Source organism: Ralstonia flaminis (assembly GCF_958415495.1).
In the GTDB taxonomy this organism is placed as follows: Bacteria; Pseudomonadota; Gammaproteobacteria; order Burkholderiales; family Burkholderiaceae; genus Ralstonia; species Ralstonia flaminis.
In genome coordinates, this window is record NZ_CATZLL010000005.1 from 297,373 (window position 1) to 324,157 (window position 26,785).

Here is a 26,785-nt window from a genome sequence, read left to right on the forward strand (position 1 = left end):
CGTTATTGGGCGATGGAGACCGTCCAGCGCGAGCCCTGGATGGTGGCCTCGGCGCCGCGTGGGGCCTCTGCGGTGTCCATGTTCAGGCCGACGTTGCGGGCGGCGGTGCGCAGCGCGTTGGTGTCGGTGCCGTCCTTGAGTGTGACTGTCAGCGCGCGGCCGTGATAGTCCAGCGCGAGCAGCGCGTCGGGCGCGAGACCTGTGGCAGCCTGGGCAAAGCGATCGGCCAGCGGCAGGAAATCTTCCGGTGCAGATTTGCCGGCGGCCAGGCGCAGTTGCTCAACCTGGCGGCGCATCTGCGCGGGCGGGTCGAGAATCACCGGCGTATTCGGGAAAGCCGTCTGCAGTTGCGTGCGCATGGCGGCATCAAGACGCTTCTGCTCGGCACGCAGCGTGAGCCAGCGCGCATTCATGCCGACCAACTGCACGATGACGAGCAGCACGGCCAGCGCGATCGGCAGGCGCCACAGGCTCCAGTCCACGCCGGCCATGCCGCCGTTGGCGAAGTCGAACTGGCAGAGGTCGGCCTCGCCCGAGGCGAGTGCGCTGCGTGCGCCCGATGCCCATGCTGCCCAGTCCAGCGTGGCGGCGGCCGGGTCGGCAGACAGGCTGGGTGCCAACTCGCGCAGGGCGGGCGACACCATCAGCCTGGCCGGGGTGGGCGCAATGGCCAGCCAGTTGGCGACGTTGGCGGGCAGCAGGCGCAGGCCGTAGCCCTCGGCAGGGCCAGTGCGGACGGTGATGTCGACAGCCGCAGGCGCATCCGGATCGGACGGCGGCGCAGCATCCAGTGCAATCGTGGCCGGAGCGACTACCGCCGCGGCAGCGTCTGCTGTTTCCGTGGCAGCGGGTGCGGCGGGAGTTTCGAGCGACGGCTCAGTACGCTCCGCTTCATTGGCTGCCTCCGCAGAGGGTGCGATGGCCGCAGGTGTTTCAAACGGCAGGCAAAGCTGCGCAGGCAGCAAGTGACATGTGCGGTGCTTGTGCGCGCCAAAGTTGTCGAGGATGAAGCGGACCCACGCGCGGTCGGTAATCATCAGCGTGCGCGACTGCGGCTCACGCGGGGCACGCCAGCCTCGCACGGGCGCGGCACTCAGGCGCGGGCCCAGGGCGATGTGGCACTGCTGCGCGTCCTGCACCAGGCGGTCTTCCACCAGGTTGGGCAGGGCCAGGCGCAGTTTGGGCAGGGCCAGCGGCGGTACGCTGGCGGGCACCAGCAAGACGTCGGCGGCTGGCAGCAACAGGATCAGGCGGTCGGCCGCGGGCAGCTCGTCGGTGCGCGAGGTGCCTTCGCGCAGGATGCGCTGGGCGCCCTGTGCGCCTTCCTCGCGCACCAGTGCAAACGGCACGGACGCGAGCGCACCCGCTTGCCAGCGTTCGGGCGATTGAATGGGCCGGTGCGGCAGGCGCACGTACAGGGAGGTCGTCAAACCGCTCCTCTATTGAGAGTGTTGATGCGAGCTACCGGAATCACCGGGAAAGCCACCGGACTGCGCAAGACCCGCGATGCTGAACGATGCGGATGACAATACGGCGAAGGCTAGGGTCTGTCTACTGACGGAATGTCCGCAGTTAGAGGGGTGTTGCGGCGTCGTCATGACGGAATTCCGTCGATGCGGCGGACCCAGACAATACGGGTCGCGTTATTGTTGACCGGATCGCCACGTGAAACAAGCGCCACTTGACCAAGCTGTGCCCGCTCGTGGCGGGCCATGCCGTAGACCAGGAAATAGTGCGTCTGTACGTCGAGCAGGTTGGATGCGGCCGTGGTGTCCACACCGGGCGCCAGGCCGCGCAACTGGTTGGTGACGTCGCCGATGTTGCGGAAGTAGGCGCGGTCGCGCGCCTGCACCAGCGCCCGCGCGCGGTCCACGCTCAGGCCGGGAATGACGGCAGCCAACACTTCGGCGCTGGCGGTGTTGGCGTTGATCTGGGTGCGCGTGGGCAGCACGATCACGTAGGGGCGCAGCTTGCGGACGGCATCTGCCGTGTAGCCGGGGATGGACAGCAGGCCATCCACATCATCGAGTGGGCGCGGGCCGTTGCCGCCGCTCCCACCGCCACTGTCATCGCCGCTGCCTTGCTGGCCGCCTGAGCTGCCCTCGACCGACTGGATACCGCCCAGCATCTGCGCCAGGGTCGTCGCGGTGAGGTTGGCCAGGTTCGGGTCGAGGTTCAGCGATTGCAACAGCAAGCCGTAAGCTTTGATGCCATCCTTGTCGCGGCCGGTGACGACGGTGCGCGTGCCCAGCGTCTGCATTGTCAGCAGGTTCATCAGGTTGAAGCGCGCCTGGGCATCGAAGATGCGGCCCGAGAGGTACGACTCCTCGCCGGCCGTATCCGTGCGCAGCGAGCTGCCGAGGAAGTCCGACAGCTTGGTCTCCTGAATGGGCACGGCCCAGATTTCGCCCAGGTGGTCGACAGCGCCGGTGCGGCGCAGGTCGTCGCGCAGGATCAGGCGCGCCCAGTCGATGCCCGCCCGCGCGATCCACGTGGCCTGGGCCTTCAGGCGCTGGTTTTCCACCGCGCGAATTTCCACCTGCTGGCGCCACAGCATGCCCGAGACGATCACCACGGCCAGCGTGACCACCAGCAGCGCGGTGACGATGGCCGCGCCACGCTGGCGCGTACCACGGTGCAGAGGCTTGGACGAGCATCGCGCCATGTCAGAGTCCCGTCATGCAGATGCGCGTGAAGCGCTGCGGCGCACCTTGCGGCGTCATGCGCACGAGCAGCGCCAGTTCCACCGCGCGCACCGAGGCAGCCGGCACCACCACGCCATTGTTGGCGGACGGCGCCGAGGCGCTGGGCGTGGAGGCCGACGGCACGCCCGTCAGCGTGGTCGTATTGCTGCCGCCCGGAAACAGCGCTGCCGACAGCGCGCCGGTGTTGTCCATCCAGCCGCCGGGTTCGATCCAGGCGCGGGCACTGATGCCGTCGATATTGGTGGCGAGCTGGTAGCGCGCCGCATTGCCGCCGCCCTGGCGCAGGTTGTCGAGCGCGTTGCGCAGGTCGCCGCGGTTGGTGATGGGCTGGCTTTGCAGGCGTTCGAGCCGGCTGTCGACGATGCGGTAGAGCACCACCTGCCACGCGGGCGGCTGGCCGTCGTCGCGGCGGTCGCGCACCAGCAGCACGCGGTTGGCGTCCACCTCGATCGGCGAGCGCGACAAGGTATTCGGATCGGCCAGTTGCGTGCAGTCGGCATCGAACTGGGCGTAGGCGGTCTTGAGGGCTTCGATGCGTTCGTCGCGCTGGGCCAGCGCTTCGTGCGTGCGCGTCATGCTGTCCAGCCCGCGCCAGGCCAGCACGGCCAGGATGGCCAGCAGCGTGATGGCCACCAGCAGCTCGAGCAAGGTGAAGCCGCGCGCAGTACGGCGGGCGGGGTGCTCAGAAGACATTGCGCGCATCGTTGGGCAACAGGGTGACCAGCCAGGCCAGACGCACGGATTTGGCGGCATCCGCATACACCGACACCTCCACGCGGCGGAACACCGGGTTGGGCGTGGTGGCGACGGTCTCTTCGCACCACAGTTCGGTATCGCCCTGCGGGCACGAGAAGCCGCGCGAGCCGGGGTCGGGGAAGGCGCGTGCCAGGCGGAGGTTGGCGAGGTCGTTCTCAGCGCTCCAGGTGGCGATCATGCGCGTCTGCAAGGATTCGCTGGCCGAGGTCATGCTGCCCATGGCGCGCATGGTGGCGGTGAGCGCCACGGCCACAATGGTCAGCGCCACCAGCACTTCCAGCAGGGTGAAGCCACGACGCGCGCGCGCGCGGCCGAGGTGGCGGGCGGGTTTGACTGAGGGCGTCATTGTGCTTCGGTCAGTACGCGTGGGCCGCCGTCGGACACGATGTCCACGCGTGCACCCTGGGAGGTCAGCGCCACGCGCCACGGCAGGCCGATCGCCTCGCGGCCGAACACCAGCCGCTGTGGTGCGCCGGGCACCGTCGCGGCACCGGCGACGATCTGCACGCTGTCCATGCCCTGCCGCCAGTGGCCCGGCGCCAGCACGTCACGCGTGAGCAGGCGCCAGCCGTTGGGCGTTGATTCATAGAAGCGCCAGCCCTGTGCGTCGCCTTCCCATGCCACCGGGCGCGAGGTCAACTGTGCTTCTTCCTGGCCAAGTTCGATCAGGCGGGCCATCTTCTGCGCGTCATCGTTCAATTGCGAGCGCGGATTGGGCGTGGCGTTCACGGCCACCACGCCCAGCACGATGCCGATGATGACCACCACCACCAGCAACTCCAGCAGCGTGAAGCCGCCGATGTGCCGAAATGCGTGCCGGCGGGGCAGCGGATGGCCGTTCATGTTGATGTGGCGGATGGGGCGATGGCTTAGTTGTCCCAGTTGCCGATGTCGGCGTCGTTGCCTGTGCCGCCCGGCTGGCCGTCGGCGCCAAAGCTGAAGATGTCCACTTCACCGCGCACGCCCGGGTTCAGGTACTGGTACGGGTGGCCCCACGGGTCCTTCGGCAGACGCTCCAGATAGCCGCCGGCCTTCCAGTTGTTGGGGATGGGCTCGGTGGTCGGCTTGGCAACCAGCGCGCCAATCCCCTGCTCGGTGGTCGGGTAGCGGCCGTTATCCAGGCGATAGAGCTTGAGCGCCTGCGAGATGGAGGCAATGTCCTGCTTGGCGGCAATGATGCGCGCCTCGTCGGGGCGGCTCATGATCTTCGGCACCACCAGCGCGGCAAGAATGCCCAGGATCACCACCACCACCATGATTTCGATCAGGGTGAAGCCACGCGCGGCGCGAGCGCCCAAGGCGGCGCCTGCACGTTGGCGGAAAGAGGAGCGGAGTTGGCCTTGCATCATGGCGAGAGAGTTGGCAATAAGAGTGGGAACACAGTATATCCGTGACATATGACCATAGATTGTGCGGCGGGGTCGTGCCGCGCATACGTTTAGAACGGGCCCTCCAAGCTGTTCATCGAACCGGCATGAAGGGCGGATAGAATCAGTGAATTCTCACGGCGCATCACCACGTTTCATGAACGCTCAACAGTCGTCCCGCCTGCTCAGTCTCGTACTGTTTGCTGCCCTGTGTGCGCTGTTGACGCACTGGGTTCTGACACTGTCGTCGCTGCGCTCGCTGTCCGTGCCGCGCGAGGCCCGCGTTGCGCAGACCGACGCGCTGGAGACCGGCGCCTCGGTCACGCTCTTCGGCGGCGGCCCGCAGACCGGCCCGCGCGACGTGCAGGTGGCCGGCGTGGTGGCTGATCTGGCCGATGGCACGGGCGCTGCCATCGTCTCGGTGGACGGCGGCCCGCCGCAGGCCGTGCGTGCCGGCAAGTCGCTGTCCTCCAACCTGAAGCTGGTGGAGATCAAGGCGCGCTCCGTGGTGATCGAGCGCAACGGCGCACGCCAGGAGATCCCGCTGCCGGCCAGCGCCGTCGTGGCCGGCATCTCGCCCGCCAACCGCAACGCACCGTCTCAACCGCTGCCGCCGTCGGGCGCCGCTGCTCCGCTGGCAACGCCTGTTGCACCGCCAGCACCCGCCGTGCCCAACAACCCGGCCAATACCACGATGCCGGGCGCCATGCTGCCCATCGCTCCGGCCCAGATGAACATGGGCGATGAGGCTGCCAGCCAGGGCGGCATCACCGGCCCGCGCCATCGGGCTGCCGCTGCCGCCCGCAAGGGCGATACACCGCAGCCTGGCGGCGATCAGTAAGCCCACACAGCAGCGCCTGGCGTGACCGGGCGCGCATATTACAGCGCGTGTGATCGGGGTAACAGCGTGTAAAACCCGGCAACGTGACGGCATTGTCGGGTTCTAATCCGTTACACAGTCCATGTGAAAAGGAGCTGACCATGACCAACAAACGTGCTGTCCACGCTTTCCTCGCAACTTCGGCCCTGTTCCTGGCCATGTCGGGCATGAACGCCCGCGCCCAGGACGCCAGCGCACCCGCCGCGCAGGCACCCGCAGCCGCCCAGGCCCCGAGTACCTCCGCCCGTGCTGCAAAGCCGGCTCACCGTGGCGGCTTCAAGGCCCTCGACACCAACGGCGACGGCCAGATCTCCCGCGACGAGGCCAAGGGCCACGCCTGGCTGGAAAAGAACTTCGACCAGATCGACACCAACCACGACGGCCAGATCAGCAAGGAAGAGCTGGCCGCCTGGCGCAAGGCCCATCACGGTGAAATGCGCGAAAAGATGGCCCAGCGCTTCGACGCCAAGTTCAAGGCCGCCGACAAGAACGGCGACGGCGCCCTGACGAAGGACGAAATGCAGGCCGGCATGCCGCGCCTGGCCAAGAACTTCGACCAGATCGATGCCAACCACGACGGCAAGGTCACGGAAGACGAGATCCGTGCGTACATGAAGGCGCACCACGACGCCCGCAAGGCGCAGAAGAACACGCCGGCAGCAGCAGCCATGCCGGGCGGCCCGTCGGCCACCAAGGGCGAATAAGCGCGCTCTCGCATTGCATGCAGCCAACGGCGCCTTCGGGCGCCGTTTTTATTGCCTGCGCCACTTGCACCGCCAATCCACATCATCAGCCCGGCGCGATACCGCAATGCGTCGGTTTGGCTACAGTGGAATGTCACTGAACCATGCAACAGAGGTATCGACCATGAAGACCAGCGCGCGCAATCACTTCTCGGGCGAAATCACCGCTATCCAGTCGGGCGCCGTCAATGACGAAGTGACCCTCAAGGTCGGCAACGCATCGGTCGTGGCGGTCATCACACAGGAGAGCAGCAAGTCGCTCGGGCTGGCGGTGGGCGGTAAGGCTTGCGCGCTTATCAAGGCGTCTTCCGTGATCGTGATGGTGGATGCGGACCCGGCCAAGGTGTCGGCGCGCAACGTGTTCGTTGGCGCGGTGTCGTGCATCAAGGCCGGTGCCGTCAACTCGGACGTGACCATCTCGGCGGGCGGGCTGGAGATTGCCGCCATCATCACCAACGACAGCGTGGCGCGCCTGGGGCTGGCGACCGGCAAGCCGGCAGCGGCCGTCATCAAGGCGTCGAGCGTGATTCTGGCGGTGGACTGATCCGCGCGATGCCCATACCGCAACTGGCCGCGTTGAACCGACTGCTTGCCGGAGCACGTAATCCGCATGCGCCTGATACGGGGCTGTTCGCCCGCCTGATTGCGGTGCGGCTTGAGGCGGGTGACCTGACGGGGCTCGGCCTCGGCCATGCAGATTTTGCAGCGCTGATGACGCGGCACTTTCCCGGTGCCACCCTTGCCGATGCGCTGCCCGAGCAACCGTTGGCCGATGCGCCACCGTTTGTGGACGAACTGATTGCGTTGCTGCAGTAGTTTGATCACCCCATGACACCGGCGCATGCCGCCGATACACGCTGCCTCGCCATCATCCTGGCTGCCGCATGCTTGCGGCCGGATCATCTCTGGCGCGACCTCGGCCTCTCCGGCCGGGACGACGTGACCGATCTGCTCACGCGCCACTATCCCGCGCTTGTCGCGCACAACACGGCCAACCTGCGCTGGAAGGCGTTCCTCGCCCAGGAAGTGGCGCTGGCGCACGGCCGTCTGCCGGGCCCCGCACCCGGTTGCCCCGGCTGCGAAGATTTCGGCCACTGCTTCCCCGTGCTCACCGCAGACAACACGCGGCGCACATGAAAAAACACCCCGGTGGCGAACCAACGGGGTGTGGAGGAAGCAAACCTGACGTGAGGGTCGTCAGGCCGGCTGATCGTCGGCCTTGAGTACGCCGCGGCGCATCTGGTCGAGTTCAATCGACTCGAACAGCGCCTTGAAGTTACCCTCGCCAAAACCTTGGTTGCCCTTGCGCTGGATGAACTCGAAGAAGATCGGCCCAAGCTGGTTTTCCGAGAAGATCTGCAGCAGCAGGTCGCCCGGGGCACCGTCAATCAGGATCTTGCGCTTCTTCAGTTCCGCCACGTCTTCGCCATGGCCGGGGATGCGCTTGTCGACCAGTTCGTAATACGTGTCGATGGTGTCCAGCAGCTTGATGCCGTTGCCGCGCAGCGCGTCCACCGTGGCCGACAGGTTGGTCGAACCCAGCGCGATGTGTTGGATGCCCTCACCGTGGTACATGTCCAGATACTCCTGGATCTGACCGGCCTTCTCCGTCCCTTCCTCGTTGATGGGGATGCGGATGTTGCCGCACGGGCTCGTCATCGCCTTGCTCTTCACGCCCGTGACCTGGCCTTCGATGTCGAAGTAGCGCACTTCACGGAAGTTGAAGAAGCGTTCGTAAAACTCGGCCCATTCCTTCATCCGGCCACGGTAGACGTTGTGCGTCAGGTGGTCGATGTAGGTCAGGCCGTGCCCGGTGGGGTTCGGGTTGGCGCCAGCAATCGGCACGAAATCGACGTCGTAGATGCTGATGTTGCCGATGTCGCCCGGCTTGGCTTCGTTCTTGCCGGTCCAGCGGTCCACCAGGTAGATCAGCGAATCGCCGATGCCCTTGATGGCCGGGATGTTCAGTTCCATCGGGCCGCTGTGGGTGTCGAAACCCCAGGCGCCCAGTTCCAGCGCGCGCTTGTAAGCGAAGGCCGCGTCTTGCACGCGGAATGCGATGGCGCAGATCGACGGGCCGTGCAGGCGCGCAAAGCGCTGCGCGAACGAATCCGGCTCGGCGTTGATGATGAAGTTGATGTCGCCCTGGCGGTACAGCGTCACGTTCTTGTGGCGGTGCTTCGCAATGGCGGTAAAGCCCATGTTCTCGAACAGCTTGCCCATGGCAACGGGGTCCGGCGCGGCGTATTCGATGAACTCGAAACCGGCGGTGCCCATCGGGTTTTCCCAAGGCGTGAATTGCATGGCGATGTCTCCTGCAGGGGCGGCGCCTTCACTGCAAGGAGGAGGGCGCTCAGGGCTTTGACGATCCTCGCAGTGTAGAAGTGTCCTTCTACGCAAAAATTGCGAAGTTGTGCCCGTCTTGCTAAATTTGCGCAAGAAAATTGCCGAATAAATTGGTGCGGAGCAACAAAATGAGCAAGGTGGAACTCGACAAGATTGACCGCAAGATCCTGGAAGTCCTCCAGAACAACGGCCGCCTCACCAATCTGGAAGTCGCCGAGCGGGTGAACCTGTCACCCAGCCCGTGTTTGCGACGCATCCGCCGCCTGGAGGAAAGCGGCGTGATCCGCCAGTACGCCGCGCTGCTCGATCCGGGCAAGATCGGCCTGGGGCTGTCGGCCTATATCAATGTGCGGCTTGAGAAACAGGGCGGGGCGCCCAAGGGCAAGGCGCCGGGCGATATCTTTCGCGCCGCCGTCGCCACCTGGCCCGAGGTGGTCACGTGCTATGCCATGACCGGCGAGATGGACTACCTGCTCAAGGTGTTCGTGGAAGACATGGACCACTTTGCGCGGTTCATCCGCGACCAACTGCTCGCGCACCCGGCGGTGATTGATGTGAAGAGCAGTTTTGCGCTGGAGCGGATTAAGGATACGACGGCGTTGCCGGTGGTGGTTTGAGGGGCGGTTAGCGGGGCAACACAGTGGCTTATCCAATAGAACGAAAACTAGTGATTGGGGTGGCGTCCAGCGCGTTGTTTGATCTCGCAGAGTCGGATGAGATCTATAGGACTGAGGGTGTCGAACAATATCGGCTACACCAAGAGAAGAACCTGGATGTACCCTTTCCGAAGGGGGTGGCTTTTCCGTTTATCAGGCGATTCCTTCACATCAATCGAGTTTTCCCCAAGCAATCTCCGGTAGAAGTTGTGCTGTTGTCCCGCAACTCGCCGGAGACTGGGTTACGCGTGTTTCGCTCCATCAAGCACTATGGCCTTGATATCACGCGCGCCGCGTTCATGGCGGGGCGCTCTCCATACGAGTATGTCCCCGCGTTCAATGCATCCTTGTTCCTGACTGCAAACGAGGCAGACGTTCAGCAGTCGATCGACGCGAACTATCCGGCGGGTTTGGTCTTGCCTTCGACGGTCTATGACGATGCACTCGACACTGAACTGAGGGTTGCGTTCGACTTTGACGGGGTCATCGCCGACGATGAAGCGGAGTCCGTATATAAGCGCAATAACGACTTAGACGAATTCCAGGCTCACGAGTCAGCTCATCGGGAGACACCCCATCAGCCGGGGTTGCTGGCCGACCTCTTTATGAAGCTTGCTTTCTTGCAGAAACTCGAAGAAAAGCGAGTGAAGGAAGAGCCGGGCTATCAGAAGCTGGTGCGTACAGCCATCGTGACCGCACGCAATGCGCCGGCACACGAGCGTGTGGTCACCACTTTGAAATCATGGGGAGTATCGCCCGATGAATCCTTCTTTCTTGGTGGCATGGATAAAGCGAGAATACTTTCCATTCTGAAGCCCCACATGTATTTCGATGATCAGCTAAGTCACTTGAAGTCCTCTGTGGCGAATATCCCAATGGTGCACATTCCTTTCGGGATCGCCAATCGCAAGGTCTCGCAATAGCTCTTGCATGGCGCCGTGTGGCGATGTCGCGGCGTTGATCAATGGCTAGGCCGAGGGGCATGTTCGACACACCTGCTCACCAGGATGGTGCTCCGCAATCGTATCGAAAGCGCCTTGCAAAACCTCTGCAGATGCGCCGCGCAGCGGATAGACAAACCGCGAGACATTGCGTCCAGCAAGCTTGCTGTACTCGGCATCGGACACTGCATCCGATCCGCACCAAATCGGCAAATTCGAACCGCTTGCGAGTTGCAACGCGTGCTGCAAACCTTCAGGGGTGATGGCTAAGAAGACCATATCGAATCAGTCGGCCGCCTCAGCCACCACCAAATTCGCATCCCGCACCAACCGCCACTTCCCATCCGCCTCCTTGCGCAGAATCGTCAGTGTTTGCCCCGAGCGCCGCACCACCTTCCCATCAGGCATCGTGATGACAATGCGCAGCGCGTTGCGCAGGTAAGCGATATCGCCAAACACCTGCACTTCCTGAATATCGCTGGTGCCGTCGACCTGCGCATCCTTCATGCCGCTCGACATGGCCGCGAAAGCCTCTTTGCCGAAGGGCGCCTGACCGGGCGTGAGGAACAGCACGTCGTCGGTCATCAGGCTGAGCACGGTGGGCAGATCGCCTGCTTTGCTGGCAGCGAGCCAGGTGTCCACTACGTTGCGGATGGCGCGTTCGTCGTCGGTCATGGCGGTGCGTGGGGCAGTGAAAGCGAGGTCTTTCACTCTACTACGCGCTGCGCAGGCTTGACCGGCGGTGTCACTCGGCGCTTGATAAAAACCGCCGGCGACAACACCGGAATGTGCCGCGCACGCAGCGTGACCAGCCAGTCGCCGACGGCGCCTTCGCAGGTCAGGCGAAAGTGCTCGGCGTCGATCCACTGCACATCGGCCAGCCAGAACGTGGCGTAGGGCGCGCCGATGGTGGCGGTATCCACCACGCGTGACAGGTCGTGCGTGACGAGCGAGATGGAGACGGCTTCTTCAAACGGGCAGTCGTACTCGGTAATGAGCACGAAGCCGAGATCGGTCTTGTACTGCCGCAGCAGGTCGTAGCCGGGGATGGCGAGCGTGGGGTGCGGCACGCCGTCGACGAGCACGCGCGTGCGCGCGGGCCACTGTTCATACGGACCGGTGTGTTTCTCCAGGCTGAAGCGTTGGAGCGGCTGCATGGCGGCGGCGCGTGTGCTTATTCCTTGCGCATGCCGCACAAGGCGACTTGGCGGGCAGGGTCGGCTGAGTCTTTCCAGCCGGGTTCTTCGCGCTTCTGGTAGGCCTCCAGCGTCTGGTAGCCCTTTACGCTCCACGAGAACTCGCTGTAGTGGGAGACCTCGATGACGGCGAGGCCGCAGCGCTTGCGGTGGTCTTCAATCTTGAACGCTGCACGCGGATGGTTGCCTGACAGGTCCTGCTCGATCACCTTGTAGTGCGTTGGGCCGCATTTGAAGAAGCTGGCATTCCACTCGATGGTCTTGGGTCGGACGAACAGCGCGCCGTAGCACGCACGGCCGTCACCACGGAAGGTTCCGGTCAGCGACTCTGCAGCCATGGCCGATTGCGCGGCCAGCAACGCCACGGCGATCGTAGTGAAAAGAGAGCGACCTACTTGCATGCAGCGGTTCCGTTCTTCGGGATGAGCGTGAGCACGTAATCGAGCTTCCGGATATAGGCGGCGTCGCCGTGGTTGTACAGCACGGCAATGTTTTGCGTTGTCATGGGCCGCCAGCCGGTAATCACCTTGCGCATGGCCGCCTTGCGGTACTTCAGCACCTGGCCGGCCGCGTGTTAAGGGGCCTTTACGTAGCTTGCTTTGTGTTGGTGAAGAGTCGGGGCTTCCAGGGTTCGGGGTAGAAGCAGAGCTCCAGCGTGTGTCCATCGGGGTCCGCAAAGTAGGCGACATCGGTGATCCCACGGGCACCAACGCTTTCGCCGAGCATGCCGCTGTCCATCTCGGAAGGCCACCCGCCATAGGGGATGCGACGTTCCACGAGTCGCGCCAAGACGGCATCGAACGATTCGGGATCCATGTTGAAGGCGAGGTGTTCGTGATGCAGTTCGCTGGCTTGGCGCAGGTTGAGCGTGAAGGCGTCGTTCACGCGCATGATGTCGTACGGCCCGTGTTGGCCCTCATGTCGGAAGCCGAGCACCTGTGAGTAGAACGTGATGGAGCGGGCGAGGTCGCGCACGCGCAGGCTGATGTGATCAAGCGCAATTATGGCGAGTCTCCTTCAGCCAACGTGACCGGCGACGACGGAGGTGGAACCGGCCCAGAACACTGCGGCCATGACGTGAAGGGCGATTAGCCGAATCCATCCAAATTGCACGGTGACTCCTGGTCTGAGGTGCAGCGATTGAGAGAGCGGTGCGCAGCCATGGAAGCGATACGACACGCATTCGATATCTATCGAATATCGCTATCAAGCCGATGTCAGTTCCCATCGGATTCCTGCTCGCGCAAGCCATTCAAGGTGGCCGCCCGCGCCTTTGATGGCGCGTTGCCAGAATAGTTGATCCTCAAGGCGTTGATGCAAGGCGGCCAGCGTCGGTAATGATGCTGCCCCTGGCTGACGATTAGTCCGTCACCTCAAAGGCCGCCGCATCCTGCAGCGCGTCCAGCCGATACGGCGGCTTGGGTTTGGCGGCCAGTGCCGTCATGGCCTGCAGCATCAGCCGCTCGCGCACGCTGGCCAGAAAGTCGGCGCGGTGGCGGCGCAGCACGAAGTCGCGATAGTTATCGTGCTCCAGTGCGCGCCAGGCAGTCTGGCGGGCGGCCTCGGAGCGTGTGCGCGCGGCTTCCAGCGCATCGGTTTCGATGACGGCGTTGCCGTCGGTCAGGCGCGTGTAGCCGTAGCGCGCCATCTCATCGCCGGTGAGCGTTTCGATGAGTGCGATCTCGTCCAGCGATAACTGCTGGTGGAACTTGTCGATGTTCGCGGTGATGGGCGCAAAGCAGTTGGACGTCCACAGCGCGGAGCGCTGCGAGATCTGCCGGGCTTCGGCCGAGCGCGATACGTCCAGCATGTCCGGCAGGAACTCGATCTCCAGGAACGTGCACACGCGGCGCAGCGAGGCTTCCTGATCGGTCAGGAAATCTTCATAGCGGAGGGTGAGCGTGCGCTCCGGATGCTTGGCGATAAGCGCGTTGGCAGCACGGTGCGCGGCCACCCAGGTCTGCGTGTTCAGCAGCGTGTCGAAGTCGTGGATGATGGCGCGGTTCATGGATGCCACCTGCGCGCGCGGATCGCGCACCACGTTCAGGAAGCGCATGTCGGGCAACAGCGTCATCAGCGCATCGGCGTAGTGCACGCTGTCGAGCGACTTGTCCATGACCACGCGAGCGCCGTGTTGGGTGCCGGCGCGCAGCAACAGTTCCCACACCACGCGGTGCACGCTGCGCGGTTCAGCGCGCAGGGCTTCGAAAATCTCCACCGGGTCGAACACCATGCCGGGCCACTTGACCATGCTGGCCGCCTGCAGCCCGACCACGTCGGTGACGAGGCGGAAGTAGGCGCGGTCGTCTTCCAGGTTGCCGTACAGCGGCACCAACGGCATGAAGTCGACGATATGCAGTGGATACGGTGCGTAGAACGCCGGATTGAAGTTCAGGCGCAGGCGCAACGCATGGCTGCCGCAGCGGCGCAGCGGAATCATCAGGACGGGGCGCGGGCGGGCGGTCATCGTGTGGTCTCCAGTGTACGGATGTCCAGCCAAGAGGCCAGATGCGCACACAAGGCGGCGGTGGCGGCCGCCAGCGGTAGCGCGCCGGTATCGAGCCGCAGTGACGGCGCGGCCGGCAGTTCGTACGGTGCTGACACCCCAGTGAATTGCGGGATCAGTCCTCCGCGTGCGCGGGCGTACAGACCCTTCGGATCACGCGCTTCGCACACGTCGAGCGCGGTGCAGACGTGCACTTCCACAAACCGATCCGCGCCGATGATCTCGCGCGCCATTTCACGATCGCTACGCAGCGGCGAGATGAACGCGGTGATGACGATGAGCCCGACGTCGTTCATCAGCCGCGCCACCTCGGCGGCGCGGCGCAGGTTCTCGGTGCGGTCGGCCTCGGTAAAGCCGAGATCGTGGTTCAGGTGGTGGCGCAGGTTGTCGCCGTCGAGCACCGCGCAATGCCGATGTGCTTCGTACAGGCGTTTCTCCAGCGCGTAGGCGAGGGTGGATTTGCCCGCGCCGCTCAGGCCCGTGAGCCACAGCGTGAGCGGCGCGTGGCCGAACTGGTGGGCTCGGGCATCGTCGGCCAGCGTACTGGGGTGCCAATAGACGTTGCGCGCGGCGGCGCCGGAGACGGCGGTGGTGGGCTTCACGGCAGCCTCCGCGTCAGGCTGGCAGCAATGCGGGCTGGTGATAGCCGACGCGCTGCGCTGGAGCGATGTTCTGCGTCTGGTCGGCCAGCTTGAACACGCTCACCACGCGCACCAGACGGGTGGTCTGCTCGCGCATCGATTCCGCTGCCGCGGCGGCCTCTTCGACGAGGGCAGCGTTCTGCTGCGTGACTTCGTCCATTTGCGCGATGGCGTGGTGAATCTGGTCGATGCCGCCGGCCTGCTCATCGGTGGCACCCATGATCTCGCTCATGATGGCCGTCACGCGCTGGATGCTGGTCACCACGTCCTGCATGGTGGCGCCAGCCTGTTCGACCAGCGCGTTGCCTGCCGCAACCTGGTTGACCGAGTCTCCAATCAGCAGCTTGATCTCTTTGGCGGCAGCGGCCGAGCGCTGCGCCAGCGCGCGCACTTCGCTGGCGACCACGGCAAAGCCGGCACCCTGTTCGCCGGCGCGGGCGGCTTCCACTGCTGCGTTGAGCGCGAGGATGTTGGTCTGGAACGCAATGCTGTCGATCACGCCGATGATCTCGCTCACCTTGCGCGCCGATTCGCTGATCGACCCCATGGTGTTGACCACGCGCGCCACGACCGAACCGCCTTGCGAGGCCACATCGGCCGCCGTGGTGGCGAGCTCGTTGGCGTGCCGCGCGTGGTCGGCGTTCTGCTTGACGGTGGCATTGAGCTCTTCCATCGATGCGGCGCACTCTTCCAGCGCGGAGGCCTGCTCTTGCGTGCGGGTCGATAGATCGAAGTTGCCGCTGGCGATCTGCTCTGAGGCGGTGGCCAGCGTGTCGGTGCTGGTGTGCACCTGCTCGGCAATCGCGGCCAGGCTGTCGCGCATGCGCTTCATGGCGTGCATCAGGCTTGCCTGGTTGTCGCTGCGGGTGTGGATGACCACGGCGAGGTTGCCGCCGGCAATCTGCCCGGCAATCTCGGCCACGGTGCCGGGCTCGCCGCCCAGCTTGCGGATCAGCCCGCGTGTGATGAGCGTGCTGGCCGTCAGACTGACCAGCAGCGCCAGACCGCTGAACACCAGCAGCCAGTTGCGGCTTTCGGTGTAGCTTGCGCGGGCTTTGGCGGTGTTCTCGTCGTTGAGCTTCTCTTCAAAGGCCTGCAGCTTGGCGAGCAGATCCCACCAGGTGCGCTGCACCGGGCGGAACTCGAAGCGCAGCAGCTTGTAGGCCTCGTCCTTCTTGCCGTCCAGGATCAACGCCTTGGTGCGCGCGATAAAGGGCGCGGCCAGTTCAGCCTGGCGCTTGATCTGCGTGAACATGGCGCGCTCGTCTGCCGTGGTATCGGGGAGGGTGTCGAACATGCGGCCGAGATGGTTTTCAGCCTCGGCGTATTCACGTTCCTGGCTTTCAATGCGGTTCAGTTCGAGCTGGATTTCGTCGCGCTGCTCCAGCAGCACGATATTGCGGAAGGCCAGCGCACGCTCGGTCACGCTGTTATGCATTTGCGCGGCCAGTTTGGCCTCCACGGCGTTGATCTCCGTGGTTTCTTCCAGCAGGCGCCGAAAATCCGACATGCGTTGCAGGCTGAATACCGTGAGGAGAACAAGCAGGCTCATCGTCAGGCCGAATCCCAACGCCAGTTGGGTCGCTACCTTCATGTGTGAGAAACGCATGGTTGTCCCCGTCGCGTTTGATTAACGACTGCTGTAACGAACCATTTGACGGGAGCTTGAGTGGACTAAATCAAAATCCTGAAAATCAATATCTGCGCGTCGAATGAGAATCACAAAATTACGCCCTGGATAAATGCGTGATTTTCAACAGATATGCGTTGAATTAATTGACGTGCATTGGGTTGCGCAAAACATTGCCGGGTTGCGCAAATAAAAATGCCCGGTCAAAGCCGGGCGTTTTTTCATCTGGGTAACGGTGCGATCAGACCGTGCGCTTTTGCGGCACCAGCGAGCGCCAGAAGCGCTGGCCGAAGCGGCGTGCATCGCGCAGGTTGCGCTTGAGCAGGTAGTCCAGGTCGGCCACTTGCTCGTCGATGGCCTCGGTCAGCAGGCTCATCGTGTCGGCGGGCGGCAGTTCCAGATAGGCATCGGCCTCACCGTACGCATACTGCACGCGCATGCCGGCCTTCTTGGCGATGTGCATCATGGCCGCGTTGCGCGACAGGCAGTGCATGTACAGCGTACGCACCTTGGTGTTCTGGCCGTGCATGGCGGCGCGTTGGAACAGCGCACTGCCCACGCCCTTGCCACGCGCAGACTCCGACACCGACACGCCAAACTCCGCCACGCGCCCTTGCGGGTTGTCGCGCAGGTAGGCAAGGTGGCCGACGCCGACCAGTTCCAGGCGCTCGTTGTAGACGCCAAAGACCTTGTCGTGGTCGAAGTCGATGCTGTCGACGTACGCTTCGATGACGTGATCGCCCACCACCTGGCCGAAACGCAGCAGGCGGTCTTCCTGACCCAGTGCGAGCAGGTGTTTGAGCAGGCGCGAGCGGTGGTGCGCAGCAAGCTCGCGCACCAGCACGGTGGAACGCGGCGCACCTTGCGCGGCTTCCGTCTTGTCGATGTCGTCCTGGGTGACGACGCCGATGGCCTTGCTCAGTTCGAGCGGGTTCACGACAACGTTTCCTATTCTGTATGCGCCCTTGTTTGCAGGGCGACGAGGTGATGAAGGGGAGACGCGGGTGGCGCCTCCGGGGCACGCAGTTGGGTGCAACGGGGTGTTGTGCAATGCACCATGCTATTGTAGGGCAATCAGGGATTTCCCGTAAGACTCGCGTCAGGCTTTCGCCAGAATTTCCCGGCAAATCATTGATTTATCGCAGACGAGCGCGGCTTCCAGGCCTGTGGTGTACTCACAACGGCTATTGCTGTATTGCACAAAAAGCGCCGCCGGAACCGCTTGGTTTGCGCAAATGCATCCGGTGGCTTCCATCACCTGCGGGGCCCTGTAACGCCGCTCAACAATAGCCGTGCGAAGATGCGCGTTCAAGACGCCCCGTCTACTGACTTTCCATGACTCCATCGCGCATTCTTGTGATTTACGCGCATCCTGCGCCGCGCCGTTCGCGTGCCAACAAGCCGCTTGCGCGCGCGCTGGCCAGCCTGCCGGGCGTGGCCATGCATGACCTCTACTGGCACTACCCCGATTTCGATATCGACGTGCGCATCGAGCAGGCAGCGGTGGAGGCGGCCGAGCTGATCGTCTTCCAGTTTCCGGTGCAGTGGTACGCCACGCCGTCGCTGCTCAAGGAGTGGCTGGACGTGGTGCTGGAAATGGGCTGGGCCTACGGGCCGGGCGGCACCGCCTTGCGCGGCAAGCATCTGATGGTGCTGGCCACGACGGGCGGCCGTGCTCACTCGTATAGCCAGGCCGGCACCCACGGCTACACGTTCGACATGTTCCTGCTGCCGCTGCAGCGGACCGCCGCGCTGTGCGGCATGCAGTGGGAGCCGCCCCACGTGCTGCACGACGCTGATGATGCGTCGCCGGAGGCCATTGACGCCCATATCGCCCAGGTGCGCGCCGCGCTGCAGCCGTGGCTGCCGGACGACGCTGATTTCCCGGCCTGACGTTCCCGATTCTCCGATTCGCTGTTTCTTGCCAGCCCATGCAATCGCACGACCTGCTCGTCAACTTCGTCATCTATCTGGCTGCGGCCGTGGCAGCCGTGCCGCTGGCGCGACGGCTTGGCCTGGGTTCGGTGCTCGGTTATCTGCTGGCCGGGGTGATCGTCGGCCCGTGGGGGCTGCGACTCATCACGAACGTGCAGTCGATCCTGGATTTCTCCGAGTTCGGCGTCGTCCTGATGATGTTCGTGATCGGGCTGGAGCTGGAGCCGGCAAGGCTGTGGTCGCTCCGGCGCAGCATCTTCGGATACGGCGGGCTGCAGTTGGCCGTGTGCGCGCTGATGGTTGGGCTGGCGGTGATGGCGGTCGGCCACCCGTGGCGTGCGGCGGTGGTGGCAGGGCTGGGGCTGGCGTTGTCGTCCACGGCTATTGCGCTGGCCACACTGACTGAACGTAACCTGATGCGCACGCCGGCGGGTTCGGCCAGCTTTGGCATCCTACTGTTCCAGGACATTGCGGCCATCCCGATGATCGCCTTGCTGCCGCTGCTGGCGGTGGATTCAGCAGGGTCGGGCGAGGGTCACCATTGGATGGCGGCGGCCAGGGCGGTGGGCGTCGTGGCGGCGGTCATCTTTGGCGGGCGTACCCTGCTGCGGCCGGTACTGCGTGCGATTGCCCGCACCAACATGCGCGAGATGTTCACCTCGTTCTCGCTGCTGCTGGTGGTGGGCATTGCGCTGCTGATGCACAGCGTAGGGTTGTCGATGGCGCTGGGCGCCTTCATTGCCGGCGTGCTGCTGGCCGATTCCGAGTACCGCCATGCTTTGGAAACCGACATCGAGCCGTTCAAGGGACTGCTGCTCGGGCTGTTCTTCCTGGCGGTCGGCATGTCGATCGACTTTGGCGTGCTGATGCGCCAGCCGCTGGCGGTGGTGGTGCTGGTGGTGGTCTTCCTGGTGGTGAAGATTGGCGCACTGCGCTTGCTGGCCACGCGCTTTGGCATTGCGCGCGGGCAGGCGTGGCTGTTTGCGTTCCTGCTCTCACAGGGTGGTGAATTTGCCTTTGTGGTGTTCGGGCCGAGCGTGGCGGGCGAAGTGCTGGGCGCCGAGACGGCCGCCACGCTGAATTTGGTGGTGGCCCTGTCGATGGCGGCCACACCGTTGCTGCTGCTCTTCCACGACAAGATCCTTGTGCCGCGCCTGACCAGCGGCAAGAAGCGCTCGCCTGACGCCATTGAGCCGCAGGACAACCAAGTCATCATTGCCGGCTTTGGCCGCTTCGGGCAGATCGTCGGCCGCATGCTCTACAGCCAAGGCTACAGCGCCACGGTGCTCGACCACGATCCTGATCAGATCGACATGCTGCGCCGCTTCGGCTTCAAGGTTTTCTATGGTGATGCCACGCGCATGGACCTGCTGGAAACCGCTGGTGCCGACAAGGCGCGCATGATGGTTGTCGCCATCGACGACATGGAGACCAACCTGGAAGTGGTCGACCGCGTGCGCGAGCGCTTTCCCCACCTGACGCTGTACGTACGGGCGCGCAACGTGTCGCACGTGTACCAGTTGCGTGATCGCGGTGTGGAGGTGATCGAGCGGGAGATGTTCGAGGGCTCGTTGATGCTCGGCCGCCGCGTGCTGGAGGGCCTGGGCAAGGAGCCTTATGAGGCGCACCGCATTGCCCAGACGTTCCGCCGTCACACGCTCAACTCCATGGACCAGGTCTACCCGGTCTATCGCGATCAGAAGAAGCTCGTGTCGCTCGCCCAGCAGGGCCGCGATGAACTGGCCGAGATGTTCCAGCGCGACCGCACGCAGCGCAAACGCCTGCGTGAATCGGGCATGCCGTGGGGCGAGGGCAACGAACACGACGATGTGGCGGAGTCCCAACCCGACGCCGACCTCGCCAACGAGATCGACGGCAGTGAACCCGCTACGCCGATCGATTGCCCGGCACGCGCTGGCATTCGGCGCGAGGACTGACGCCCCCGCGCCGCCAGCATTCGCCGATCAGCTATAGACGTTGATGCTGCTGCCCACCGCCACCGAAGCGGTGGACTGACCGCCCAGGTTCTGGGCCAGCTGCTGCAGGAAGTTCTGCAACGTCGCCGAGCTGTCGGACGACGAAGCGCCGCCGCTACCCGCCCCCGCGCTGCTGGAGCTGCCACCCGACACGTTGCCCACGAGCTGCTGGAAATCCGACTGCAGCGCCGACAGTGCGCTGTTTGACGACGTATCCCCGCTGTTGAGCTGCGAGATCAGGTTCTGCAGACCCGACGACAGGTCGCTGCCGTAGCTGCCCGAGGTGCCGCTCGCACCGCTTGTACCGGAAGTGCTGTCGCTGCCGCTCGCGCTCTTCAGGGCGGCGAACAGGTCGTGCTTGAGCTTGTGGATGTCCTTGCCGACCGACGAGTCGTCGCCGTCGGGCGGCGGAGGCGGCGGGGTCGAGCCGTCGGTGGCGTTGGCGGCGGTCGTGCTGCCTGTGCTGCTGACGCCGCTGGTGGCACTGGTCGCGCTTGTCGATGACGTGGATGATGTCGACGAGATTGCCGACGGATCCGAAACGCCAACCTGATTGAGTGCCTGCTGGATCGCTTGCATGAAGTCGCCGCCACCGCCGCCGCCATGATGACGATGGTGGCGCACCGGCGTCGTGCCGGTGGTGCCGGACGTGTCGCTGGTGGCGGTGGCCGTTGTTGCGGTGGTCGCGCTGGTCGACGAGAGGCTGCTCGTCGCGTACAGCGATGTGCTGCTGCTGAGAGAAGAGATGTCCACGTGTGCCCCCGAAGTGGGATGGTTGGTCTGCTTCTGGATTGACGGCCGGAGCCTGCCAGCCTGTAGGCACACACTGAGAAGACGGGGTGAACAAAAAAGGAGCGCTCTGAGGCGCTCCTTCTGGACAGGCTGATCAACGGCCCGATTGCGGTGAACTGAATACCGCGAACTAAGCCGCCACACTCACATTGCGGCGCAGTTCGCATGTGGAGAGCGAGTCGGCTTCGCCACGCAGCAGCAACTGGCCGCTGCCCACCAGTTCGCGGCAGCGCCAGAAGACGAACCAGTCGCTGGCGAGCAGCCCATCGATGGCGCCCATGATGCTGCCAACCACGTCGCGTGCGCTGGCCCAGTCGGTCGGCACGTGCTCCAGGATCACTTCGTCGACGGTGGCATACGACACCGGCACCAGCGTGTTGCCTTTCCACAGCCGCACGTCGGCGTTCTCGCGCACGGTTTGCTGCCACTCGTAGGCCAGGCGACCGATGCGCAGCACCGATACCGGTGCAATGGTCGAAAACCGCCGCGCCAGTCGCGCCCCCGAATACATGCCGATGGCCGTGAGTGGCCCTTGGCCATTGGGCGTTTCCAGCTCGCGGGCGTCCATGCCGACTTCGTTGATCCGCTGCGGCGATTGATGCAGGTGGAACGCCACCCGGCGCAGCATGAGCTGGTCCGACGCACTCTGGCCGTGCCAGATCGCCACTTCGGTCGTGGCATCGCGCACGTCGGCCAGTGACGCAAGTGCGTCGCGCATTTCGGCGGCGAAGTCGATGCTGCTGTTGGGGGCCACGCGCTGCCAGAAACCCGAGCGCGCCATGGCAACGCTATCGACGTCGGCCAGCGGCCCGACGGCGAGGTCGTCGCGCAGCACTACGACGGAATCGGGGCGGCCTGCCTGTGCGAGCGCCTGCTTGAGCGTGGCGCCGGCAACATCGCCGTTGACGACATGGATGTATTGCATGGCGGCAATTGTAGCGACAGTGTTAGTGCTGCGCTTTCGTTTCTTGTGCGTTTTCAGGCAGCACTGCCGATATTCCCTTGCGTTGAATCAGGAGCCCTATCTGAAGAAGGGGGAGGGGCTCCAGGCAACCATCAGGCGAGCGTGCGAAAATCGCGATTTTGTTGCAGACCATAACTACACAGGTGAGGGAACATCCATGAGAGCCAAGTCGATGGTGAGGGGAGTGCGGCCAGTCATGCTGGCGGCGCTAGCGATGGTCGGTGCGTTGGCCGCGGGTCAGGCCGCCGCTGTGCCGCCTGCCGAAATCTACAAGCGCGCCCAGCAGGAAAAGCCCGCACTGATCGACACCATGAAGACGCTGGTGTCGATCGAGTCGGGTAGCAAGGACATCGAAGGCCTGGACAAGATTGCCGGCGTGATCGCCGACCGCCTGCGCCTGCTGGGTGGCGACGTCAAGCTGATCGACCCGAGCGACCACGCGTATCGCATGGCCGACACGCCCGAGAAGATCGGCAAGATGGTGCTGGCGCGCTTCAAAGGTGAAGGCACGCGCAACATCATGCTGATCGCACACATGGATACGGTGTACCTGAAGGGCATGCTCGCGCAGCAGCCATTCCGTATCGACGGCGACCGCGCCTACGGCCTGGGGATCGCCGACGACAAGAACGGCGTGGCCGTCATCCTGCACACCGTGGCAATCCTGCAGGCGGTCAACTTCAAGAAGTACGGCACGCTCACCGTGCTCATCAATGGCGATGAAGAAATCAGCTCGCCGGGCGCGCGTGCCATGCAGGCCAAGCTGGGTGCCGAGCAGGATGCCGTGTTCTCGTGCGAAGGCACGCGTGTGACCTCCGACAAACTGTCGCTGGCCACCAGCGGCATCGGCGCCATCCTGCTGGATGTGAAGGGCAAGGCCTCACACGCAGGTGGTGCACCGGAGCAGGGCCGCAACGCGCTGTACGAGTTGTCGCACCAGGTGCTGCAGATGCGCGATCTGTCCAAGCCGGAGACCGGCCTGAAGGTCAACTGGACGGTGTCGCAGGCGGGGACCAACCGTAACGTGATCCCCGCGGTCGCCAGCGCCCAGGCGGATGTGCGTCTGCTGCGCGCGGCCGATGCCGACAAGCTGGAAGAGACCGTCAACGAGCGCATCAAGAACAAGCTGATCCCCGATACGCAGGTGACCGCCAAGTTCGAGCGCCGTCGCCCGCCGCTGGAAGCCACGCCGGCTTCGCGCGCGCTGGCCGAACACGCCCAGAAGATCTACGGCGAGCTTGGCAAGACGCTGGAGATTGATGACAAGGCAGAGGGTGGCGGTACGGATGCGGCCTTTGCCGCCTCCAAAACCAAGGCCCCGGTGATCGAGCGCTTTGGTCTGGCCAGCTTTGGCGCGCACTCGAATGACGCCGAGTATGTGGATCTCAACTCCATCGTGCCGCGCCTGTACCTGCTCACGCGCATGGTGATGGACGTATCGCGCGATCGTGTGGGTGTGACCAAGTAACGATCATCGCGATCCGCACAGGTGTAGAAACGGGACGGCTGTCGACTGGCACTGTCCCGTTTTTTTGGGGCACCGCCAATGATGAAAAAGCCCCGCTGGCGCAACACCAGCGGGGCCGCATGGGCCAAAGGCGTAATAACGGAGGATGCCTGGAGACCGGCCCTTAATCGGATAACGGATCAAACGTGCGGGATAACGCGCGAGCTCCGTATCAGCTCGGTACCGGATACCCGTAGACCGAGCCGCCGCCATCACGCGAACGGCCCGCCGGGTCGCTGCGTGCACCTTCTGAGTACGGGTCAAAACGGCCGCTGCGCGCACCTTCTGTGTAGGTGTCGAAGCGCCCGGTGCGCGCGCCATCGCTATAGACATCAAAGCGTTCGGCACGAGCGGCTTGACCGAACACCTCCACGCGGCTGGCCTGCGCCCAAGCGCTGCCTGCCGCCAGGGCACCTGCCGCCAACAGCGCGGCCATTCCAATCTGCTTGAGTCGCATGGCGAACTCCTTCTTCAACTGATTTTCGATGCTGTTTTAAGGCGTGGTCTTTTGACTGTCCTGCCACGGCCTGAAGCGTAGGTCAGTGGGATGGCTGTATCCACGGTGGTGCGACGAACGGTTTGTTGTGAGCGCCGAAATGATGCAAGTCAGCGTGAATGACGCTGATAAACACGTTGAAGGCGGGACTGTCGGGGGTGGGGCTCCACCTTTTTGCCTAAACAGGGAGTGTTGGAAGCCTGCGAGCCAGCCTTGGTGCACCACAGCAGGGCGCAACGAGCCGGCAAGCCTTGCCGGAGGCTGTTTTGGTGCGCCGCATTAAGAGCGATGCGCGCTTACCACACTTGGTGGAGCGATTCTGTGAATTGCTTTGCCGCGCATAAGGGCTTTTGTTAAATTTGCGCGGCACTTCCGACACGGAAGCAAAGGAACGGAGGAGCCCAACCTCATGCACACGGGGGCGGGCGGTTTGAGACAACTCTTTTATTACGAGCCCACATGAAAAAGTCTGCCATTCTGGTTGCAGTTGGCGCCCTGTTCGCAGGTTCTGCCTACGCCCAATCGAGCGTGACGCTGTACGGTATTGTCGATACCAGCATTCACTACATCAACAACGCGAACCAAGCTGGCAACAGCGTGACCCAGATGGAAAGCGGTGCTGTGTCGAACAGCCGCTGGGGCCTGAAGGGCTCGGAAGACCTGGGTGGCGGCAACAAAGCACTGTTCGTGCTGGAAAGCGGCTTCAATTCCGATTCGGGCACGATGAGCAGCAAGGGCACGCTGTTCAATCGTCAGTCGTTCGTGGGTCTGCAGAACAAGGACCTGGGCACCATCACGCTGGGTCGTCAGTACAACTTCGGCTTCACGATGGGCGGCAACTTCGACCCGCTGGGCGTGGGTAACTACGACGGCAACTCGTGGGTGTTCTACGGTCTGACCGGCCTGCGTGAATCGAACATGCTGAAGTACGAGAACAAGATCAACGGTCTGTACGTTGGCTTGGGCTACGGCTTCGGCGAAGTGCCGGGTAGCGCCAGCCAGAACCAGTACGTGGGCGCAGCTCTGTCGTATGAATTCGGCCCGGCCCTGATCGGCGGCCTGTACCAGCAACACAAGGATGTGGCTGGCAACAAGCAGACCGTGTGGAGCATTGGCGGTAACTACACCATCGGACCGGCAAAGCTGTACCTCGGCTACATCGACAGCAGCGACGCCACCGGTTGCGTGAACAGCTCTTCGAACTGCGTTGGCAACAGCGCTTTCGGCCTGAACATCTACGGCAACGCCACGACGGGTGCTGGCCTGACCCCGGGTGCCACGAAGCGTCGTGACAAGGTTGGCCTGGGCGGCGTGACGTACCAAGTCACCCCGGCACTGGCTCTGACGGGCGCGTTCTACTACGACAAGATCAGCAACGCTGCTCTGACCGCTGGCAACGACGGCAAGCGCTACACCGCTGTGCTGCTGGCCGAGTACGCTCTGTCCAAGCGCACGCAAGTGTATGGCACGATCGACTACAACAAGGTCAAGGACGCGGCGCTGCCGGAACTGTCGGGTGGCGGCAACGCAACCGGCACTGGCAAGTCGAACCAGACCAGCGCTGGCGTGGGTATCCGCCACATCTTCTAATCGACGCAGTCACTCGATTGGGAACGGAAAAGGCGCCTTCGGGCGCCTTTTCTTTTGCCTTGCCGTCTTGCTTGATATGGCTGGGCGAGACTGCCTGGGCATCCGCCTACAATGGCACTTTCTGAATCCTCCCTTCGTGCGCGCCCATGACTGCTGAACGCTCCGTCCGTCGTCGTCTGATTGCTTCTGCTGCGCTGCTGTGTGCCGGTGTTTCGTTGCTTGCTGCGGTGCCTGTGCGGGCGCAAGACTATCCGGCCAAGCCGATCCGCATCATCGTCGCCTACCCGACTGGTGGGATTTCCGACAACGTGGCACGTGCCCTGGGTGAGAAGCTTTCGGCACAGCTTGGTCAGCCGGTTGTCGTGGAGAACCGCGCCGGCGCAGGTGGCAGCATCGGCATGGATGCGGTGGCCAAGGCTGCGCCCGACGGCTACACGCTGGGGTTTTCTTCGGTGAGCCCGCTTACGCTCAACCCGCATTTCGGCAAACTGCCGTATGACCCGCAGAAGGACGTCGCACCCGTGGCCAACGTCATGTATGCGCCGATGATCCTGCTGGGTACGCCGTCGTTCACGGGCAAGAGCTTTGCCGACATGCTGAGCCAGTCGCGCGCCAAGCCGGGTTCGATCCGCTGGTCAACATCAGGCCTGGGTACGGTGGGGCATCTGGCGCTGGAGCAGATCAAGACGCAGGCGCGCGTTGATATCACGCTGATTCCGTACAAGGGCGGTGGCCAGCAATTGACGGATGCGCTGGGCGGGCAGGTGGAGGTGATGTCGACCAACGTTGGCCCGACGTTGATGCAGCATATCGCCAGCGGCAAGCTGCGCCCCCTTGCGGTGGGTGCGCCGCACCGGCTCGATGCACTGCCAAACGTGCCGACCTTTGCCGAACTTGGCTATGCCAAGGCCAATATGGCATCGACCTTCGGTGTGTTTGCGCCGGCCAAGACGCCTGCACCGGTCATCGCGCGGCTGAACATGGAGATCAACAAGGCACTCGTGGCGCCGGACTTGCGTGATCGCCTCACGCAGGCAGCCGTGGTGCCGGCCGGCGGCACACCTGAGCAGTTTGCCGCCGCCATCCGCGCTGAATACGACAGCAATGGCCGCATCGTGCGCGCTGCGGGCATCAAGGAGCAATAAGGCCCAGGCGCGA

Annotated in this window: 31 protein-coding genes; 12 read left to right on the forward strand and 19 right to left on the reverse strand. The window is 63.9% G+C overall.

Going from position 1 to position 26,785, the window contains the following annotated elements; genetic code table 11:
• Window positions 1-2 precede the first annotated feature (2 nt).
• The 6 genes from gspL to gspG all read right to left on the reverse strand — a co-directional run bounded on the left by gspL (window position 3) and on the right by gspG (window position 4,810).
• The gene (gene gspL / locus R2N11_RS10195) at window positions 3-1,430 is read right to left on the reverse strand and encodes a type II secretion system protein GspL (protein WP_316681013.1); all 1,428 of its coding nucleotides are present in this window, start codon (window positions 1,428-1,430) and stop codon (window positions 3-5) included.
• 164 nt (window positions 1,431-1,594) lie between these two features.
• Window positions 1,595-2,665, reverse strand: a complete 1,071-nt coding sequence (gene gspK, locus R2N11_RS10200; protein ID WP_316681014.1) for a type II secretion system minor pseudopilin GspK — start codon at window positions 2,663-2,665, stop codon at window positions 1,595-1,597.
• Window position 2,666: 1 nt separating this feature from the next.
• Complete coding sequence (locus tag R2N11_RS10205) at window positions 2,667-3,407, reverse strand: PulJ/GspJ family protein (protein ID WP_316681015.1); 741 nt, start codon at window positions 3,405-3,407, stop codon at window positions 2,667-2,669.
• Window positions 3,388-3,807, reverse strand: coding sequence for a type II secretion system minor pseudopilin GspI (gspI, locus tag R2N11_RS10210; protein WP_199030626.1), 420 nt, complete (start codon window positions 3,805-3,807; stop codon window positions 3,388-3,390). The genes R2N11_RS10205 and gspI overlap by 20 nt, the downstream gene beginning before the upstream one ends.
• Complete coding sequence (locus R2N11_RS10215; RefSeq protein ID WP_199030627.1) at window positions 3,804-4,304, reverse strand: GspH/FimT family pseudopilin; 501 nt, start codon at window positions 4,302-4,304, stop codon at window positions 3,804-3,806. The genes gspI and R2N11_RS10215 overlap by 4 nt, the downstream gene beginning before the upstream one ends.
• A gap of 26 nt (window positions 4,305-4,330) precedes the next feature.
• Entirely contained in the window at window positions 4,331-4,810 is a 480-nt protein-coding gene (gene gspG, locus R2N11_RS10220; protein ID WP_199030628.1) for a type II secretion system major pseudopilin GspG, read from the reverse strand.
• Window positions 4,811-4,985: 175 nt separating this feature from the next.
• Between gspG and R2N11_RS10225 the strand changes: the two genes are divergently transcribed.
• The 5 genes from R2N11_RS10225 to R2N11_RS10245 all read left to right on the forward strand — a co-directional run bounded on the left by R2N11_RS10225 (window position 4,986) and on the right by R2N11_RS10245 (window position 7,588).
• Entirely contained in the window at window positions 4,986-5,669 is a 684-nt protein-coding gene (locus R2N11_RS10225; protein WP_316681017.1) for a type II secretion system protein N, read from the forward strand.
• Window positions 5,670-5,809: 140 nt separating this feature from the next.
• On the forward strand, window positions 5,810-6,412 hold the full coding sequence (locus tag R2N11_RS10230) for an EF-hand domain-containing protein (protein WP_199030630.1): 603 nt from the start codon (window positions 5,810-5,812) through the stop codon (window positions 6,410-6,412).
• A gap of 163 nt (window positions 6,413-6,575) precedes the next feature.
• Window positions 6,576-6,995, forward strand: a complete 420-nt coding sequence (locus R2N11_RS10235) for a TOBE domain-containing protein (protein ID WP_316681067.1) — start codon at window positions 6,576-6,578, stop codon at window positions 6,993-6,995.
• 8 nt (window positions 6,996-7,003) lie between these two features.
• A complete protein-coding gene (locus R2N11_RS10240; protein WP_316681019.1) occupies window positions 7,004-7,267 on the forward strand; it encodes a hypothetical protein in 264 nt (87 codons plus the stop codon).
• Between the two features lie 12 nt (window positions 7,268-7,279).
• Window positions 7,280-7,588, forward strand: a complete 309-nt coding sequence (locus R2N11_RS10245) for a nitrogen fixation protein NifQ (protein ID WP_316681020.1) — start codon at window positions 7,280-7,282, stop codon at window positions 7,586-7,588.
• A 60-nt stretch (window positions 7,589-7,648) separates the two neighbouring features.
• Here the strand turns inward: R2N11_RS10245 and hppD are convergent, their stop codons facing one another.
• Window positions 7,649-8,755: a 4-hydroxyphenylpyruvate dioxygenase gene (gene hppD, locus R2N11_RS10250; RefSeq protein WP_021197281.1), complete on the reverse strand. Its 1,107-nt coding sequence runs from the start codon at window positions 8,753-8,755 to the stop codon at window positions 7,649-7,651.
• Window positions 8,756-8,925: 170 nt separating this feature from the next.
• Between hppD and R2N11_RS10255 the strand changes: the two genes are divergently transcribed.
• Together R2N11_RS10255 and R2N11_RS10260 are read left to right on the forward strand one after the other, a co-directional pair.
• Window positions 8,926-9,414, forward strand: coding sequence for an Lrp/AsnC family transcriptional regulator (locus tag R2N11_RS10255; RefSeq protein WP_021197282.1), 489 nt, complete (start codon window positions 8,926-8,928; stop codon window positions 9,412-9,414).
• Window positions 9,415-9,437: 23 nt separating this feature from the next.
• On the forward strand, window positions 9,438-10,376 hold the full coding sequence (locus R2N11_RS10260; protein WP_199030632.1) for a 5'-nucleotidase: 939 nt from the start codon (window positions 9,438-9,440) through the stop codon (window positions 10,374-10,376).
• 303 nt (window positions 10,377-10,679) lie between these two features.
• Here R2N11_RS10260 and R2N11_RS10265 read toward each other — a convergent pair whose 3' ends face one another.
• From R2N11_RS10265 to R2N11_RS10305, 9 genes are all read right to left on the reverse strand, one after another.
• Window positions 10,680-11,069: an SgcJ/EcaC family oxidoreductase gene (locus R2N11_RS10265; protein WP_316681021.1), complete on the reverse strand. Its 390-nt coding sequence runs from the start codon at window positions 11,067-11,069 to the stop codon at window positions 10,680-10,682.
• Window positions 11,070-11,101: 32 nt separating this feature from the next.
• Complete coding sequence (locus R2N11_RS10270; protein WP_316681022.1) at window positions 11,102-11,551, reverse strand: hypothetical protein; 450 nt, start codon at window positions 11,549-11,551, stop codon at window positions 11,102-11,104.
• Between the two features lie 17 nt (window positions 11,552-11,568).
• The gene (locus R2N11_RS10275; protein ID WP_316681023.1) at window positions 11,569-11,991 is read right to left on the reverse strand and encodes a hypothetical protein; all 423 of its coding nucleotides are present in this window, start codon (window positions 11,989-11,991) and stop codon (window positions 11,569-11,571) included.
• Entirely contained in the window at window positions 11,982-12,149 is a 168-nt protein-coding gene (locus R2N11_RS10280; protein WP_233176935.1) for a hypothetical protein, read from the reverse strand. The genes R2N11_RS10275 and R2N11_RS10280 overlap by 10 nt, the downstream gene beginning before the upstream one ends.
• Window positions 12,150-12,175: 26 nt before the next feature.
• Window positions 12,176-12,595: a VOC family protein gene (locus tag R2N11_RS10285; protein WP_316681068.1), complete on the reverse strand. Its 420-nt coding sequence runs from the start codon at window positions 12,593-12,595 to the stop codon at window positions 12,176-12,178.
• A 355-nt stretch (window positions 12,596-12,950) separates the two neighbouring features.
• Window positions 12,951-14,057: a sulfotransferase family protein gene (locus R2N11_RS10290; RefSeq protein WP_199030637.1), complete on the reverse strand. Its 1,107-nt coding sequence runs from the start codon at window positions 14,055-14,057 to the stop codon at window positions 12,951-12,953.
• On the reverse strand, window positions 14,054-14,740 hold the full coding sequence (cysC, locus tag R2N11_RS10295) for an adenylyl-sulfate kinase (RefSeq protein WP_430715433.1): 687 nt from the start codon (window positions 14,738-14,740) through the stop codon (window positions 14,054-14,056). The genes R2N11_RS10290 and cysC overlap by 4 nt, the downstream gene beginning before the upstream one ends.
• The gene (locus R2N11_RS10300; RefSeq protein ID WP_430715434.1) at window positions 14,712-16,331 is read right to left on the reverse strand and encodes a methyl-accepting chemotaxis protein; all 1,620 of its coding nucleotides are present in this window, start codon (window positions 16,329-16,331) and stop codon (window positions 14,712-14,714) included. Before R2N11_RS10300 ends, cysC begins: the two co-directional genes overlap by 29 nt.
• Window positions 16,332-16,608: 277 nt before the next feature.
• Entirely contained in the window at window positions 16,609-17,304 is a 696-nt protein-coding gene (locus R2N11_RS10305; protein ID WP_048933405.1) for a GNAT family N-acetyltransferase, read from the reverse strand.
• A gap of 398 nt (window positions 17,305-17,702) precedes the next feature.
• Between R2N11_RS10305 and kefF the strand changes: the two genes are divergently transcribed.
• Window positions 17,703-18,260 (forward strand): glutathione-regulated potassium-efflux system oxidoreductase KefF, encoded by a 558-nt coding sequence (gene kefF, locus R2N11_RS10310; protein ID WP_316681026.1) that lies wholly within the window; start codon window positions 17,703-17,705, stop codon window positions 18,258-18,260.
• A gap of 38 nt (window positions 18,261-18,298) precedes the next feature.
• Complete coding sequence (gene kefC, locus R2N11_RS10315; protein WP_199030639.1) at window positions 18,299-20,239, forward strand: glutathione-regulated potassium-efflux system protein KefC; 1,941 nt, start codon at window positions 18,299-18,301, stop codon at window positions 20,237-20,239.
• A 27-nt stretch (window positions 20,240-20,266) separates the two neighbouring features.
• Here the strand turns inward: kefC and R2N11_RS10320 are convergent, their stop codons facing one another.
• Window positions 20,267-21,031, reverse strand: a complete 765-nt coding sequence (locus R2N11_RS10320; RefSeq protein ID WP_316681027.1) for a cellulose 1,4-beta-cellobiosidase — start codon at window positions 21,029-21,031, stop codon at window positions 20,267-20,269.
• A 169-nt stretch (window positions 21,032-21,200) separates the two neighbouring features.
• The gene (locus R2N11_RS10325; RefSeq protein ID WP_199030640.1) at window positions 21,201-21,995 is read right to left on the reverse strand and encodes a DUF1835 domain-containing protein; all 795 of its coding nucleotides are present in this window, start codon (window positions 21,993-21,995) and stop codon (window positions 21,201-21,203) included.
• A 196-nt stretch (window positions 21,996-22,191) separates the two neighbouring features.
• On the opposite strand from R2N11_RS10325, the gene R2N11_RS10330 reads away from it, so the two are divergent.
• On the forward strand, window positions 22,192-23,502 hold the full coding sequence (locus tag R2N11_RS10330; protein WP_199030641.1) for a M20/M25/M40 family metallo-hydrolase: 1,311 nt from the start codon (window positions 22,192-22,194) through the stop codon (window positions 23,500-23,502).
• 211 nt (window positions 23,503-23,713) lie between these two features.
• Here R2N11_RS10330 and R2N11_RS10335 read toward each other — a convergent pair whose 3' ends face one another.
• Window positions 23,714-23,998, reverse strand: coding sequence for a hypothetical protein (locus R2N11_RS10335; RefSeq protein ID WP_199030642.1), 285 nt, complete (start codon window positions 23,996-23,998; stop codon window positions 23,714-23,716).
• A gap of 498 nt (window positions 23,999-24,496) precedes the next feature.
• On the opposite strand from R2N11_RS10335, the gene R2N11_RS10340 reads away from it, so the two are divergent.
• Window positions 24,497-25,627, forward strand: coding sequence for a porin (locus tag R2N11_RS10340; protein WP_199030643.1), 1,131 nt, complete (start codon window positions 24,497-24,499; stop codon window positions 25,625-25,627).
• Between the two features lie 146 nt (window positions 25,628-25,773).
• A complete protein-coding gene (locus R2N11_RS10345) occupies window positions 25,774-26,772 on the forward strand; it encodes a Bug family tripartite tricarboxylate transporter substrate binding protein (RefSeq protein WP_316681028.1) in 999 nt (332 codons plus the stop codon).
• Window positions 26,773-26,785 lie beyond the last annotated feature (13 nt).

Excerpts from the sequence above, each read along its gene's own strand:
- R2N11_RS10265 (WP_316681021.1), bottom strand. The coding sequence starts at position 11,069 with ATGACCGACGACGAACGCGCCATCCGCAACGTAGTGGACACCTGGCTC.
- R2N11_RS10290 (WP_199030637.1), bottom strand. The coding sequence starts at position 14,057 with ATGACCGCCCGCCCGCGCCCCGTCCTGATGATTCCGCTGCGCCGCTGC.
- R2N11_RS10205 (WP_316681015.1), bottom strand. The coding sequence starts at position 3,407 with ATGCGCGCAATGTCTTCTGAGCACCCCGCCCGCCGTACTGCGCGCGGC.
- R2N11_RS10215 (WP_199030627.1), bottom strand. The coding sequence starts at position 4,304 with ATGAACGGCCATCCGCTGCCCCGCCGGCACGCATTTCGGCACATCGGC.
- R2N11_RS10330 (WP_199030641.1), top strand. The coding sequence starts at position 22,192 with ATGAGAGCCAAGTCGATGGTGAGGGGAGTGCGGCCAGTCATGCTGGCG.
- R2N11_RS10340 (WP_199030643.1), top strand. The coding sequence starts at position 24,497 with ATGAAAAAGTCTGCCATTCTGGTTGCAGTTGGCGCCCTGTTCGCAGGT.
- R2N11_RS10230 (WP_199030630.1), top strand. The coding sequence starts at position 5,810 with ATGACCAACAAACGTGCTGTCCACGCTTTCCTCGCAACTTCGGCCCTG.
- R2N11_RS10335 (WP_199030642.1), bottom strand. The coding sequence starts at position 23,998 with ATGCGACTCAAGCAGATTGGAATGGCCGCGCTGTTGGCGGCAGGTGCC.
- R2N11_RS10235 (WP_316681067.1), top strand. The coding sequence starts at position 6,576 with ATGAAGACCAGCGCGCGCAATCACTTCTCGGGCGAAATCACCGCTATC.
- hppD (WP_021197281.1), bottom strand. The coding sequence starts at position 8,755 with ATGCAATTCACGCCTTGGGAAAACCCGATGGGCACCGCCGGTTTCGAG.
- R2N11_RS10275 (WP_316681023.1), bottom strand. The coding sequence starts at position 11,991 with ATGCAAGTAGGTCGCTCTCTTTTCACTACGATCGCCGTGGCGTTGCTG.
- R2N11_RS10245 (WP_316681020.1), top strand. The coding sequence starts at position 7,280 with ATGACACCGGCGCATGCCGCCGATACACGCTGCCTCGCCATCATCCTG.
- R2N11_RS10270 (WP_316681022.1), bottom strand. The coding sequence starts at position 11,551 with ATGCAGCCGCTCCAACGCTTCAGCCTGGAGAAACACACCGGTCCGTAT.
- R2N11_RS10325 (WP_199030640.1), bottom strand. The coding sequence starts at position 21,995 with ATGCAATACATCCATGTCGTCAACGGCGATGTTGCCGGCGCCACGCTC.
- gspI (WP_199030626.1), bottom strand. The coding sequence starts at position 3,807 with ATGACGCCCTCAGTCAAACCCGCCCGCCACCTCGGCCGCGCGCGCGCG.
- kefF (WP_316681026.1), top strand. The coding sequence starts at position 17,703 with ATGACTCCATCGCGCATTCTTGTGATTTACGCGCATCCTGCGCCGCGC.
- R2N11_RS10225 (WP_316681017.1), top strand. The coding sequence starts at position 4,986 with ATGAACGCTCAACAGTCGTCCCGCCTGCTCAGTCTCGTACTGTTTGCT.
- kefC (WP_199030639.1), top strand. The coding sequence starts at position 18,299 with ATGCAATCGCACGACCTGCTCGTCAACTTCGTCATCTATCTGGCTGCG.
- R2N11_RS10255 (WP_021197282.1), top strand. The coding sequence starts at position 8,926 with ATGAGCAAGGTGGAACTCGACAAGATTGACCGCAAGATCCTGGAAGTC.
- gspK (WP_316681014.1), bottom strand. The coding sequence starts at position 2,665 with ATGGCGCGATGCTCGTCCAAGCCTCTGCACCGTGGTACGCGCCAGCGT.
- R2N11_RS10345 (WP_316681028.1), top strand. The coding sequence starts at position 25,774 with ATGACTGCTGAACGCTCCGTCCGTCGTCGTCTGATTGCTTCTGCTGCG.
- R2N11_RS10300 (WP_430715434.1), bottom strand. The coding sequence starts at position 16,331 with ATGAAGGTAGCGACCCAACTGGCGTTGGGATTCGGCCTGACGATGAGC.
- R2N11_RS10240 (WP_316681019.1), top strand. The coding sequence starts at position 7,004 with ATGCCCATACCGCAACTGGCCGCGTTGAACCGACTGCTTGCCGGAGCA.
- gspG (WP_199030628.1), bottom strand. The coding sequence starts at position 4,810 with ATGATGCAAGGCCAACTCCGCTCCTCTTTCCGCCAACGTGCAGGCGCC.